The following is a 12,930-nucleotide window of genomic DNA, read 5'->3' as shown; positions in this document are numbered from 1 at the left end:
TATGAATATTGTTTTACTGGAACCGGAGATGCCTGCCAACACAGGCAACATCGGACGAACCTGTGTGGCCACCGGTACCAAACTGCATCTGATAAAGCCGCTGGGCTTTGAAATTACGGACAAGATGGTTAAGCGTGCGGGACTGGACTATTGGCCGCACCTGAACTATGAAGTGTATGAGAATTTTGAAGATTTTCTTGAGAAGAATCCGGATTGTATCGGCAAGCTTTATATGGCAACAACAAAGGCCAGACATATTTACACGGAAGTGGCCTATGAGCCGGACAGTTATCTGATGTTTGGCAAGGAAAGTGCCGGTATCCCGGAAGAAATTCTTGTGAAATACGAAGATTATTGTATGCGTATCCCGATGGAATACAACATACGTTCATTGAACTTGAGCAATTCAGTGGCCATTGTGCTGTATGAGGCCCTCAGACAGCATCAGTTTGCGCAGATGGAACTGCAGGGGCATCTGCACAGACTGCATTGGCACGAAGAGTGACGAAAATATCAAGTGCTTAAATTTGTTGGTAATATAAATAAGGGCTTTTCTATTTGACGTCTTTCGTATATAATAGTGAAGAATCTTGAGACGCTACAGAGAAGAGGAGAACTTTTATGGAAAACAAAAGAATTATACAGGTTGATGAGAAAGTCCCTGTAAAGCTGCTGATTCCGCTCAGTATTCAGCATATGTTCGCCATGTTCGGTGCATCTGTGCTTGTTCCGTTCGTGTTTGGTATTAATCCGGCAATCGTGTTGTTTATGAATGGTCTTGGTACGCTGCTGTTTATTTTAATCACAAAGGGACGTGCGCCGGCTTATCTGGGCTCCAGTTTTGCATTTCTGGCACCGGCAGGTATCGTTATCAGCAAATGGGGCTATGATTATGCCCTGGGTTGTTTCGTGGCCGTCGGCTTCTGCGGCTGTGTTCTGGCATTGATTATTTACAAGTTTGGTTCTGAGTGGATCAATGTGGTTCTGCCTCCGGCAGCAATGGGCCCTGTTGTTGCTCTTATTGGTCTGGAACTGGCAGGTACGGCAGCTTCTAATGCAGGCCTGAAGGATGAAGTGCTTCTTCCGGCCAATATCATTGTTTTTCTGGTGACACTTTTGACAGCCGTTATCGGTTCTGTCGTATTCCGTGGATTTTTGTCCGTTATTCCGATTCTGATCGCTATTATTGCCGGTTACGTGGCTTCTCTGGCATGCGGTATTGTTGACTTCTCAGAAGTGGCAGCGGCGCCGTTGTTTGCCCTTCCGAACTTCCAGACACCGAAGTTCAATATGCAGGCCATTGCTATTGTACTTCCTGTTCTGTTAGTTATCACCTCCGAGCATATCGGACATCAGATCGTTACAAGCAAGATCGTGGGAAGAGATTTGCTGAAGGATCCTGGTCTGCACCGTTCTTTATTTGCAGATAACTTTTCAACGATGCTCTCCGGTTTTATCGGTTCTGTTCCGACAACAACTTATGGTGAGAACATCGGCGTTATGGCTATGACAAAGGTTTACAGTGTTTACGTTATCGGCGGTGCAGCGGTACTATCTATCATCTGTTCCTTTATCGGCAAGATGACAACACTCATCAGTACGATTCCGGGACCGGTTATCGGAGGAATCTCATTCCTGCTCTATGGTATGATCGGTGCATCCGGTATCCGTATCCTTGTAGATGCACAGGTAGATTACGGCAAATCCCGTAATCAGGCTATGACAGCCGTTGTATTCGTTACAGGTCTCTCAGGCATTTCCGTACAGCTCGGAAGCATTCAATTGACAGGTATGGTACTGGCCTGTGTTGTTGGTATGATCATGGGTCTGGCATTCTATATTCTGGACAAACTGAAACTGACGAACGATAGAGACGAATAAAATGTGCGAAACGCAAGTTGATTCTTAGAAGAACATAAAGAAATAGCAGTTCAGAACCGGCAGCGAGAGCGGCCTGTTTTGAACTGCTATTTTTTATGTTCTATCCTAGAAAATGAGCGTTTCGTCATCATATTTATCCCAACATTCGAGGCCGACAGCGAGAGGTCAATCAAATTCTCCGTCCAAATTGCTCAAAGACTACGATATTGAAACCAAGAAACTATAAACTATTTCGTACCAAAAATTCTATCGCCTGCATCGCCAAGTCCAGGGCAGATATAGGCATGTTCGTTCAGGCAGCGATCCAGATGGCCGATGTAGATCTGAACGTCCGGATGTGCCTCGTGAAGAGCTTTGACACCTTCAGGAGCAGCGATAATACACATGAATTTGATGTTTCTGCCGCCATGTTTCTTGATCATGGTGATGGCATCAATAGCAGAACCGCCTGTTGCCAGCATTGGGTCGCAGACAACGATGGTACGTTCTTCTATCGGGCTAGGCAGTTTGCAGTAGTATTCATGAGGCTCGAAGGTTTCTTCGTCACGGTAGAGACCGATATGGCCGATTTTTGCAGATGGAACGAGAGCAAGGATACCTTCAACCATACCGAGACCTGCGCGCAGAATCGGAACGATAGCCAACTTACGGCCTGCGATCATTGGTGTCTTGCATTTTTCAATCGGTGTTTCGATTTCAACTTCTTCCAGAGGCAGGTCATTGAGGGCTTCAAAACCTTCCAGCATAGCAATCTCTTCTACCAGATGACGAAATTCGTTTGTTCCGGTTTCTTTTTTTCTGAGGATAGAAATTTTGTGCTGGATCAGTGGATGGTTAAAATAAGTAACGTTTTCAAATTTTTCCATAATGCTCTCCTTTAATCAACATTTCTCTTATAGTTTTATGTTATTCATTTGCCATTCCTTCAGGCAAAATTATTCCAATGATAGTGTACGTGAAAATGTACATTTTTTCAATGATAAATCATGACAATTTTTATTTTTACAGCTGTTTTGAGTCGGCATGCACAATGGGCTGCCAATTACTTAAATTCGACGATGGTAACGCCGGTCTCACCCTCACCAAATGTTCCAAGACGATAACTCTTGACATATTTGCTCTTGCGCAGTTTTTCGTGGACAGCTTTTCGCAGAGCGCCTGTGCCGCGGCCGTGGATGATGGTGACATTCGGTATGTGGGCCAGATAAGCATCATCGAGATATTTGTCCAGATCAATCATGGCTTCATCAACGGTTTCACCGATCAGATTGATGGAAGTATTGACATGGGCCGCTTTATTCATCTTGATCTTGCCGGAGCCGGTCTTATTGATCATCGGTGTGTTGATGACTTCTTCGTCAATTGGCTCCAGATCACTGAAGTGAATACGGGATTTGAGAATGCCCATCTGGATCGACAGTTCACCTTTGCTGTTTGGCTGGGAGACAACGGTGCCTTTTAAGTCAAGGCTGCGAACATGGACGGAATCCCCCTGCTTGAAATCAGAAGCTGCATAGACCTTGGCCTTTTGGGCAGTCGGCGCAGCTTTCTTGCGGTTGTTGGATTGATTCAGCTTGTCACGGACACGGCTTCGCTCCTGTTCAAGGGCTTTCATATCCACACCGCCGGATTTCGACAGTTTATTCATAGTACGGATGGTATGATCGGCATAATCCTTAGCATCCTGAAGAATGTTCTGGGCTTTTTCATTGGCTTCGTTGAGAATCCGTTCTTTCTGTTTGGCAATGTTGTCATGCTTTTCTTCCAGACGTTTCTTCAGGGATTCCACCTGAGCCTTGTAAGCGGATAATTCTTCCTGCTCTTTCTCAATGGTGGCACGGCTTGTTTCCAGGTCAGCAATCAGTTCTTCAAAATTCTGTTCCTGAACATCAATATTCTTCTTGGCTTCCTCAATAATATGAGCCGGAAGGCCGAGTTTGCCGGAGATGGCAAAGGCATTGCTTTTGCCGGGAATGCCGATGAGTAAGCGGTATGTCGGACTCAGGGTTGCCACGTCAAATTCGCAGCAGGCATTGCAGACCTGATCCGTTGTCAGGGCAAATACCTTCAATTCGCTGTAATGGGTAGTGGCCATGGTGGTGACATGTCGGTTCAGTAACGTTTTCAAAATAGCAATGGCCAGAGCGGCACCTTCTGTCGGGTCTGTACCGGCGCAAAGCTCATCGAAAAGCACCAGTGTCTTGGCGTCGGCCGCATTCAGTATTCTGACAATATTTGTCATATGGGATGAGAAAGTACTGAGGCTCTGCTCAATGCTCTGTTCATCGCCGATATCTGCAAAAACATCGTCAAAAATCGCCAGTTCCGAATGATCAAATGCCGGAATATGAAGACCTGCCTGCCCCATCAGTGTGAAAAGACCGACCGTTTTCAGAGAGACGGTCTTACCGCCGGTATTTGGGCCGGTGACAATAAGCATCCGGTAATCCTTGCCGAGAATCAGGTCGATTGGAACAACCTTCTTCTTGTCCAGAAGGGGATGACGGCCTTTCTTGATGTGAATATAGCCATTCTCATTGAAAACAGGTTCGCTGCCATTGTAGGTACGGGACAGGGAAGCCTTAGCGAAAATAAAGTCCAGACGTGTCAGAACCGCAATGTCCTGTTCCAGCATAACAGCGGATTCACCTGCCAGTTCACTTAAAGTATCCAGAATATGTTCAATCTCTTCCTTTTCCTTGCTGCCGAGTTCCCGCAGATCGTTGTTCAGCTTGACAACAGCCATGGGTTCAATGAACAGTGTGGAGCCGGTGGAGGACTGGTCGTGGATCATACCCTGCACCTGTGAACGGTATTCAGCCTTGACAGGCAGGCAGTAGCGGCCGTTTCGCATGGTGACCAGGTTGTCCTGCAGTTTGGAACCGATATTTTGGGAAGAAACCATAGATGCCAGCTGTGAGTGGATGCGTTCGTTGGTCAGTTTGATCTGGCGGCGAATGGATTTCAATGTTGGACTGGCATCATCCGCCATGGTTTCTTCATCTATAATGCATCGACGGATTTCGTGGTTCAGATTCGACAGTGGTTCAATCTGTGCAAAAAGGCCCTCCAGCGAATCCTGATCTTCATCATCGGCTTCACGGCGTCCGTAGGATTTCGCACGCAGTGCCACATCCAGAGTGGCAGCGATATTCAACAGTTCAGCCATACCGACGGTACTGCCAACCTTCAGACGGAGCAGGGAGCCGCGGATATCACGGATGCCGGAGAAGGAGAGACTGCCCTTTTTCATGACACGGGTCAGGGCGTCACTGGTCTCCATCTGTCCCTGAAGAATCTCAGAAATATCAGAGGAAGGCATCAGATTACGGCACAGCTCCTTGCCCATAGGGGAGCTGGCATAGCCGGTAAGCATATCTATAATTTTAGGGTATTCGAGAATACGCAATGCTTTTTCATTCATAAGTAAAAACCTCCAAAATAATAGTAAAGCATAACGGCCTTGTTGTCAAACTTTTCGTCTTCTCGGAAGGGCAAAAGTCTGATATACTATAGTATTGAAAACATTGATGAATTAGAAAGGCAGAACCCCGCAAAGAGCGGGCAGAGGGAGAGTATGAGATATATTAACGAATTAAAATCAGGCGATATGATTTCAGATATTTATTTGTGCAAAACAAAACAGACATTGAAGACGAAGGCAGGAAAGAGCTATTATTCTATGATGCTTCAGGATAAGACCGGTACAGTGGATGCTAAGGTCTGGGAATTGACACCGGGCATTGAATATTTTGAGCCGATGGACTTTATCAAGGTAGAAGGACAGGTGACTTCTTTCCAGGGATCACTGCAGCTGAATCTGCGCCGTATCCGCCGTGCCAAAGAGGGCGAATATATTCCTGCAGATTATATGCCGTGCAGCCGCTATAGTATAGAAGATATGTACAAAGAGCTGATGGGATATGTAGATAGCGTCAAAGAACCGCATCTGCATGAATTACTGGAATTATTCTTTGTAAAGAATACAGCATTTATCAAGTCTTTTAAGGAGCATTCTGCAGCGAAGAGCATTCATCATGGTTTTGTGGGTGGATTGCTTGAACATACACTTAGTGTAACAAAACTCTGTGATTTTTATACAACCCGTTATCCGCATCTGAACCATGATCTGTTGATCACAGCAGCTATCTGTCATGATATTGGCAAGACAAAGGAATTATCCTTATTCCCATCCAATGATTATACTGATGAGGGACAGCTCATCGGCCATATTGTGACAGGTGTGGAGATGATCCATGACGCCATCCGTGAGATTCCGGGATTCCCTGTTGTATTGGCCAACGAGTTGAAGCATTGTATCGTGGCCCATCACGGTGAGTTGGAATACGGTTCACCGAAGAAACCGGCACTGATGGAAGCCATGGCGCTGAATCTGGCGGACAATACAGATGCCCGTATGGAGACGATGACAGAGATCTTCGACCGTTCAGAAGATAATCTGGAATGGCTTGGATTTAACCGCATTTTTGAGTCGAATATCAGAAGAACGTCCAAATAATACGGAATGGAGTCAGGGATGGAGAAAAAAACAATCAAGAAGAATGATATATATACAATCGAGATTGAAGATCTGAGTACAGACGGTTCCGGTATCGGCAAGGTGGATGGCTATACACTTTTTGTGAAGGATGCACTGATCGGTGATACAGCGGAGGTCAAAGTCATCAAGACAAAGAAGCATTACGGTTACGGTCGTCTGATGCGCATCATCACACCGTCACCGGACCGTGTGGAGGCGCTGTGCCCGCATGCCCGCAGCTGCGGCGGATGTCAGATTCAGCATTTATCCTATGAACGGCAGCTGGCTTTCAAGGAGAATAAGGTCCGGAATCTGCTGAGCCGTGTGGGACATGTGGAAGATTATGTGATGCATCCGATTATTGGAATGGAGCATCCATATTATTATCGCAATAAGGCACAGTTTCCGGTGGGACTTGGCAAAGACGGACAAATCGTCACAGGATTTTATGCCGGTCACACGCATGTTATTGTAGACTCTGCCCATTGCTGTATTCAGGCACCGGTCAATGAGCAGCTGCTTGTTATTGTCAAAAAATGGATGACGGATCATGATATTGCACCTTATGATGAAACGACGCATAAAGGGCTTGTTCGACACATTCTGACAAGAGTTGGTTTTAAGACAAAGGAGATCATGGTCTGTCTCATTATCAACGGCAAAAAGCTGCCGCACAGTGAAAGTCTGGTAGAAGCCCTCCGTGAGATTCCGGGGATGACAAGTATTTCCTTTAATATCAATCAGGAGAAGACTAATGTGATCCTTGGTAGTAAAGTGGTGACACTCTGGGGACAGGATTATATTACGGACTATATTGGTGATGTCCGTTATCAGATTTCACCGCTATCTTTCTATCAGGTGAATCCGGTGCAGACAGAGAAACTTTACGGAGCGGCCCTTAAGTTTGCCAATCCGGGACCAAATGATGTTATTTGGGACTTATACTGCGGTATCGGTACCATTTCACTTTTTATGGCCAAGAAAGCCAAACAGGTCTATGGGGTTGAAATTGTTCCCCAGGCTATTGATGATGCCAAGCGCAATGCTGCAATCAATGATATACATAATGCTGAATTTTATGTGGGAAAGGCAGAAGAAGTGCTGCCGCAGACTTATGAACGTGAGCATATCCATGCAGACATCATCGTGGTGGACCCGCCGAGAAAGGGCTGTGACGAGAGCCTGCTGGCATGTATCACACAGATGCAGCCAAAGCGGGTGGTCTATGTCAGCTGTGATCCGGCCACACTGGCCAGAGATCTGAAGTATCTGGAAGAAAGGGATTATAAGGTCAAAGAGGTTCAGTGTGTTGATATGTTCGGGCACTCGGTTCATGTAGAAACTGTCGTTTTATTGGAGAGGAAATAGGCGGTTTTGACCATTTAACAGATTATGAAAATTGACCTATAATATGTTTAACAAGGCAGCCGGAAGGAGAATACAGATATGTCAAATAAATCAAGAGATAAGCATGAGAAAATGATAGAACAGGTTGCTGCGACAATGGCTATTGAAGATATGCCATTGACACAAGCCTGCTATGAGAATTTAAGGGCTATGGCATCCGGCGAAAAGACACGTGAACAGATTACAAAAGAAATCACTGAAAAATATAAAAAGCGTCGTTGATTTCTAATCAGCCCTTTGTTATCAAACCGCCAGAATCCGCAGCAGATTACGGATAATGGAGTGGGCGTCTCCTCGGATGCCGTAATCACAATATTGAAAGATTGGCGAATTCAGGTTGGTGTTTACCGCAATGATACATTGACTGTTTTTCATGCCGGCCAGATGCTGGATAGCTCCGGAGATGCCGAAGGCCAGATATACTTTGGGATGAACGAAACTGCCGGTCTGGCCGATTTGCTCTGAAGGCCCTGCCCAGCCGCAGTCAACAACAGGTCTGGAGGCACCCACTGAGGCGTCAAAGAAATCTGCCAGTCTGCGCAATGCTTCAAAGCTCTGTTCATTCATCAGGCCTCTGCCACCGGCGAAAATGAGTGGAGCGTCTTTGATATCTTTTGACACATTTTCGTGAATAATTTTTCTCACAAAAACAATTTTACCGGGAGCAGCATGGTTCCCTGGGCATTTTTCTGCAGTATTACCGGGAGCAGAGGCAGAAAGTTCAGCAACTTTGACACAGCTCTGAAGTAAATTCTGACGAGGTTCTGTGATGCCGGTGCCTTTGACAACGATGACTGTCGGTTGATCGTCAGAAAAAGCATAATGTGAAAAACTTTTGCCGTCGAGAGAGGGACGGAGACCTTGCAGACGCCCATTGTCAACGCTTAAAGCAATGCAGTCTGTCAGCAGTGAAGCGGACAGACGTACGGCCATTTCGGCAGCTGCTTCCCGAAAAAGTGGCGTAGACGGCAGCAGAATATAATCAGTTTTTACGTTTTGAAAATAATGCGTGATTTCATATGTGAATATCATGTTGAAAGAATGTTCCGTGATGCCAAGATCACTCAGATTTATGAAGGAACAAATGAAATCCAGTAACTGATTGTCGGTGGCGCATTATTCAGATAATTAAGTTAGCTCGCCTATTTGATAAAAAGAGAAAGGTCTGTATGTCCTATCACATACAGGCCTTTTTCGTGCATTCGTTCAAAGCATAAAATCCGGCATTGGGCTACTGTTCAATGGCCTGATAATCATCGCCGAGGGTGATGCCCAGATCAGAAGCAATCTGCGGATTGTAAATGCGTGTCAGACTCTGAGGGTCTTCAACAGGCATTTCGGCCGGATTCTTGCCGTTTACAAGGATGTCATAGGCCTGTTCACCGGCACGGTAGCCGATATCATAGAAATCGATGGAGAGAGAGGCAAGGCCGCAGCCTGTACACTGGCTTTCTTCACCACAGATGATCGGTACGCCTGCAGGACGGGCAACAGCGTCGATAATGGACTGGTTGCTGGATACAACATTATCCGTTGGTACGTAGATCACATCGCATTCAGAAACACAATTGTTGGTCACGGCCTGCAGGTCATTGGAATCTGAAAAACTGAAATCCTTGTGCTTAATATTCAGATCATCCAGATAAGCGGCGATATGTTCTGCCTGGTAAACGGAGTTGACTTCGGCTGAACAATAGAGGATACCGACCTGTTTTACATCCGGGAAAAGGTCAGCAATGATCTGTGCCTGCTGATCAAGCGGTGCAAGATCGTTGGTACCGGTGACATTGATGCCTGTGCAGCCATTCGCATCCAGCTCAATATCCAGTGCAGCGGCGAAACTTGTGACAGATGTGCCGACAACAGGAATTGTTGATGTGGCATTCGAGCAGGCCTGAAGGGCAGCTGTTGCATTGGCCATGATCAAATCAACACCGCCGTTGACAAACTGGTTGGCAATGGTTGCACATGTCTGGGAGTCACCCTGGGCGTTCTGAACATTGAATGCAACATGATTTTCTCCGAGCAGCTTTACCAATGCATCTTCGAATCCCTGTGTAGCTCTGTCCAGTGCATCGTGCTGGACGAGCTGGCAGATAGCAATCTGATAGACTTTGTCGTCGGCTGCGGTACTGTCGGAAGCAGTTTCGGCTGCGGCTGTTGAAGTGTTTTCTGCAGCTGATTCAGTTGTTGTATTTGCTGCGGATGAGTTGGTGTTGGAGCCGCAGCCTGCCAGGCAACCCATAGCCAAAGCTGCACAGACAATGGCAGATAACATTTTTCTAATTCCCTTTTTCATTCATTTCCTCCTTGTACGTAACTTCTGAATCGTGATGTGAAGATTACGATTGACTTTCCTTCTTAAAAATATAAATATAACTGCCAGTTTAAAGCGTTGCGCTTTAAATCGATAAATTAAATTATAACATTATTTACGCAACAATTCAACAGGGAAATCATTTGAAATTAAGTTAGTTGTATGATAGGCTGCAATTATGAAAAGTACATAAAGAGTGTAAAATATTTAAAACACATTGTGTAGTATACAAAAGTGCGATATAATAGACGTAAGATGTAATATTTTAAAGAGCGAATCGGAGACATACAAGGCTATATATGTCTGTGGATGTGCGTGATTTGAGGAGGAAAATGAGATTATGACAGAGTGCCAACAGAAGATTAAAGAATTAAGAGAAATAACAGGGATGAACAGAAGACAGTTTTGTGAGGCATTTGAGATTCCTTACAGGACAGTCACTGAGTGGGAGCGCGGAACGAGAAATGCGCCAAAATATGTTCTGAAGTTTATGGAGTATTATATTCAGAATGAAAAAGTGAAGAAAGAAAATGAACAGGAAGCTTCGGAGAACTAAGTCGGTTCTGAAGGCGTTAGTAGCCGGAATTAAGAACAAGGTGAGATAAGAGGAGCCTGTGCAGCATATCAAAGAAAATGCTGTACAGGCTCCTTTTTAGCCGATACCACCCAGTGCGATACCGAGAATCAAAACCAGAAAACAAATCGGAATGTAAATGTATTTGCAAATTGGGAAGAACAGCCCGGTAAAAGGCTTTTCACGGCCGGTGTTGACCTGCTTTTCTACATATTTTTTGCCGAGGACCCAGAAGAACATAATGCCTGCCAGACCTGCACCAAGAGGGCAGATGTAAATGGACAGTACATCCATCCAGTCGGAGACAATGCCCTGGATCAGCATGGAAACGACGATGCCGATGGCTGCGATAACGAGACAGGATGCTTTTCTTCCGAGGCCGGTTTTCTCCTGAACGGTGGCGATAGGAGCCTCATAAAGGTTCATCAGAGAGGACATACCGGCCAAAAAGACAGCCGCAAAGAAGATAATAGCAATTATTCTTCCGCCGGGCATGGCTTTGATCAGATGAGGCAGGTAGATGAATAATAATCCGGGACCGCCCTGATCGAGCTGTGCACCTGTGGTGGCCATGGCAGGGATAATGACCATGGCAGCCAGCATAGCGGCGATGGTATCAAAAAAAGCAACTCTGGCTGCGGAAGCTGGGACGTCTTCCGTATCCGGAAGATAGGAACCGTAGATCAGAGTACCATTTCCTGCTACAGACAGAGAGAAGAATGCCTGGCCAAGAGCAAAAATCCATGTGACTGGATCGGACAGTGCCTTTGGATCGACTCTGAAAATATAATGGTATCCATCGACGGCACCGGGTTGGAAAGCAACATAAATGCCGAGAATGATGAACAGGACAAAGAAAACAGGCATCATGATCTTGTTGGCTTTCTCAATGCCGCTGCCGACACCGAACATCAGAATGATCATGCAGATCACTAAAGCGGCAGTCTGCCAGAAATTATTGCCGAAGGAAGAGGCCATTGAGCCGAAAGCACCGGCGAAGCCATCAATATCGGCAGGGGCCAGAACAGCACCGGTAAAAGTCCCGATGGTATACTTCAAAATCCAGCCCATGACAACGGTGTAGCCAATAGCCATGGCCAGTGCGCCAAGAACCGGAATCCATCCTAAGGCTTCTCCTGCCTTGCGATGTCCTCTGGATTCACAGGCAATTCCGAAGGCGTCGATAGGGCCGGAGCGGGTGGCACGGCCAAAACTCATTTCACTGATAACACCCGTAAAGCCGATCAGGATGACAAAGATAAAATAAGGGATAAGGAAAGCCCCGCCTCCGTAGAGGGAGACGCGGGTTGGAAACATCCAGATATTGCCCATGCCGACTGCAGAACCGATGCAGGCCAGTATAAAGCCCCATCGGCTGTTAAAAGATTCTCTTTTTCTCATATCATATCCTTTCAAGAGTTTCGTTTATTTATAATGAAAAGAAGTAGCTTTCGGATTACTGCATCAGTGATTCGAAAGCTGCTTCTTTTGAATGAATGAGGTGAACACGCATGGCGGCAACTGCACTGGCGAGATCACCGGATTCGATATAATTAATGAGTTCAAGGTGTTCGTTGGCAGCAATTTTATGGCGCTCCCAGATGTTGCGCTCACCTAAAATACGGATGCGCATGTTCTGGTCATAAATGGATGAGAGATTCATGCTGAGGTATTTGTTCTTACAGGCATCGGCAATGGTTCTGTGCAATTCGTCATCCAGATCACAGCATCTTTCAGCATGTTCGTTGTCTGCAATGTCCGTTTGTAGAATCTCCTCTGTCTGTTTGCGGAGTTCCTGAAGCTTCACATGGTCTATATACTGGCTGTAGTGCTCGATAATATAAGGTTCCATCAGCATGCGGGCTTCAAAAGTCATGGCTACTTCTTTCATTGTAAGGGGAAGTACCATGATGCCTTTCTTGGGAATGATGCGGACAAGGCCTTCCTGTGACAGCATGTTTAATGCTTCACGAATTGGTGTCCGGCTTGCATCGATTTCTTCCATCAGCATCATCTCGCTCAAAATATCATTCGGCATATAATCACAATGGATAATCTTTCTTTTAATTGTTTCATAGGCAATCTGCTTTAGATTAGTTTCTGTTTTCTTCATCATCTATACAATCTCCCATAAAAGCACCACTTATCTGATATTACGCATTCATCTTGTATACAAGATGAATGCGTTTTCTTTTTAACGAAGTTCTGATA

At 45.7% G+C, this 12,930-nt stretch carries 12 protein-coding genes and 1 pseudogene; 7 read left to right on the top strand and 6 right to left on the bottom strand.

What is annotated here, in order from left to right; genetic code table 11:
* The first annotated feature begins 1 nt into the window (after position 1).
* Both NBH03_RS00705 and uraA read left to right on the top strand, forming a co-directional pair.
* Complete coding sequence (locus tag NBH03_RS00705; protein ID WP_117526734.1) at positions 2–505, top strand: tRNA (cytidine(34)-2'-O)-methyltransferase; 504 nt, start codon at positions 2–4, stop codon at positions 503–505.
* 116 nt (positions 506–621) lie between these two features.
* Positions 622–1,881: a uracil permease gene (gene uraA / locus NBH03_RS00700; RefSeq protein WP_250795750.1), complete on the top strand. Its 1,260-nt coding sequence runs from the start codon at positions 622–624 to the stop codon at positions 1,879–1,881.
* Positions 1,882–2,108: 227 nt separating this feature from the next.
* Here the strand turns inward: uraA and upp are convergent, their stop codons facing one another.
* Both upp and NBH03_RS00690 read right to left on the bottom strand, forming a co-directional pair.
* Positions 2,109–2,747: a uracil phosphoribosyltransferase gene (gene upp / locus NBH03_RS00695; RefSeq protein ID WP_178438077.1), complete on the bottom strand. Its 639-nt coding sequence runs from the start codon at positions 2,745–2,747 to the stop codon at positions 2,109–2,111.
* 176 nt (positions 2,748–2,923) lie between these two features.
* Positions 2,924–5,305 carry an endonuclease MutS2 gene (locus NBH03_RS00690; RefSeq protein ID WP_215689628.1) on the bottom strand — a complete coding sequence of 794 codons (2,382 nt, stop codon included), beginning with the start codon at positions 5,303–5,305 and terminating at the stop codon, positions 2,924–2,926.
* A 153-nt stretch (positions 5,306–5,458) separates the two neighbouring features.
* Here NBH03_RS00690 and NBH03_RS00685 point away from each other — a divergent pair, with 153 nt between their 5' ends.
* The 3 genes from NBH03_RS00685 to NBH03_RS00675 all read left to right on the top strand — a co-directional run bounded on the left by NBH03_RS00685 (position 5,459) and on the right by NBH03_RS00675 (position 8,050).
* A complete protein-coding gene (locus NBH03_RS00685) occupies positions 5,459–6,400 on the top strand; it encodes a 3'-5' exoribonuclease YhaM family protein (protein WP_015513533.1) in 942 nt (313 codons plus the stop codon).
* A gap of 18 nt (positions 6,401–6,418) precedes the next feature.
* A complete protein-coding gene (gene rlmD, locus NBH03_RS00680) occupies positions 6,419–7,789 on the top strand; it encodes a 23S rRNA (uracil(1939)-C(5))-methyltransferase RlmD (RefSeq protein ID WP_250795743.1) in 1,371 nt (456 codons plus the stop codon).
* Positions 7,790–7,867: 78 nt separating this feature from the next.
* Positions 7,868–8,050, top strand: a complete 183-nt coding sequence (locus NBH03_RS00675) for a hypothetical protein (RefSeq protein ID WP_250795736.1) — start codon at positions 7,868–7,870, stop codon at positions 8,048–8,050.
* 21 nt (positions 8,051–8,071) lie between these two features.
* On the opposite strand, the gene NBH03_RS00670 is transcribed toward NBH03_RS00675, so the two are convergent.
* Positions 8,072–8,860 (bottom strand): electron transfer flavoprotein subunit alpha/FixB family protein, encoded by a 789-nt coding sequence (locus NBH03_RS00670; RefSeq protein WP_331476013.1) that lies wholly within the window; start codon positions 8,858–8,860, stop codon positions 8,072–8,074.
* Between NBH03_RS00670 and NBH03_RS00665 the strand changes: the two are divergent.
* Positions 8,843–8,926 (top strand): annotated as a pseudogene (locus NBH03_RS00665) (acyl-CoA dehydrogenase family protein); the annotation flags it as partial. The gene NBH03_RS00670 and the pseudogene NBH03_RS00665 sit on opposite strands and share 18 nt — an antisense overlap.
* A gap of 133 nt (positions 8,927–9,059) precedes the next feature.
* Here the strand turns inward: NBH03_RS00665 and NBH03_RS00660 are convergent.
* The gene (locus NBH03_RS00660; RefSeq protein WP_250795729.1) at positions 9,060–10,127 is read right to left on the bottom strand and encodes an ABC transporter substrate-binding protein; all 1,068 of its coding nucleotides are present in this window, start codon (positions 10,125–10,127) and stop codon (positions 9,060–9,062) included.
* 358 nt (positions 10,128–10,485) lie between these two features.
* On the opposite strand from NBH03_RS00660, the gene NBH03_RS00655 reads away from it, so the two are divergent.
* The gene (locus tag NBH03_RS00655) at positions 10,486–10,701 is read left to right on the top strand and encodes a helix-turn-helix domain-containing protein (protein ID WP_015513546.1); all 216 of its coding nucleotides are present in this window, start codon (positions 10,486–10,488) and stop codon (positions 10,699–10,701) included.
* Between the two features lie 96 nt (positions 10,702–10,797).
* Here NBH03_RS00655 and NBH03_RS00650 read toward each other — a convergent pair whose 3' ends face one another.
* Positions 10,798–12,120 (bottom strand): sodium-dependent transporter, encoded by a 1,323-nt coding sequence (locus NBH03_RS00650; protein WP_250795718.1) that lies wholly within the window; start codon positions 12,118–12,120, stop codon positions 10,798–10,800.
* Positions 12,121–12,175: 55 nt separating this feature from the next.
* Positions 12,176–12,835: a GntR family transcriptional regulator gene (locus NBH03_RS00645; RefSeq protein ID WP_250795716.1), complete on the bottom strand. Its 660-nt coding sequence runs from the start codon at positions 12,833–12,835 to the stop codon at positions 12,176–12,178.
* Between the last annotated feature and the right edge of the window lie 95 nt (positions 12,836–12,930).

Source organism: Coprococcus intestinalis, from assembly GCF_023656595.1.
Lineage (GTDB): Bacteria > Bacillota > Clostridia > Lachnospirales > Lachnospiraceae > Coprococcus_A > Coprococcus_A intestinihominis.
Note: the sequence above shows the minus strand (reverse complement) of the source record. Positions and strands in the feature narration are given on the sequence as shown.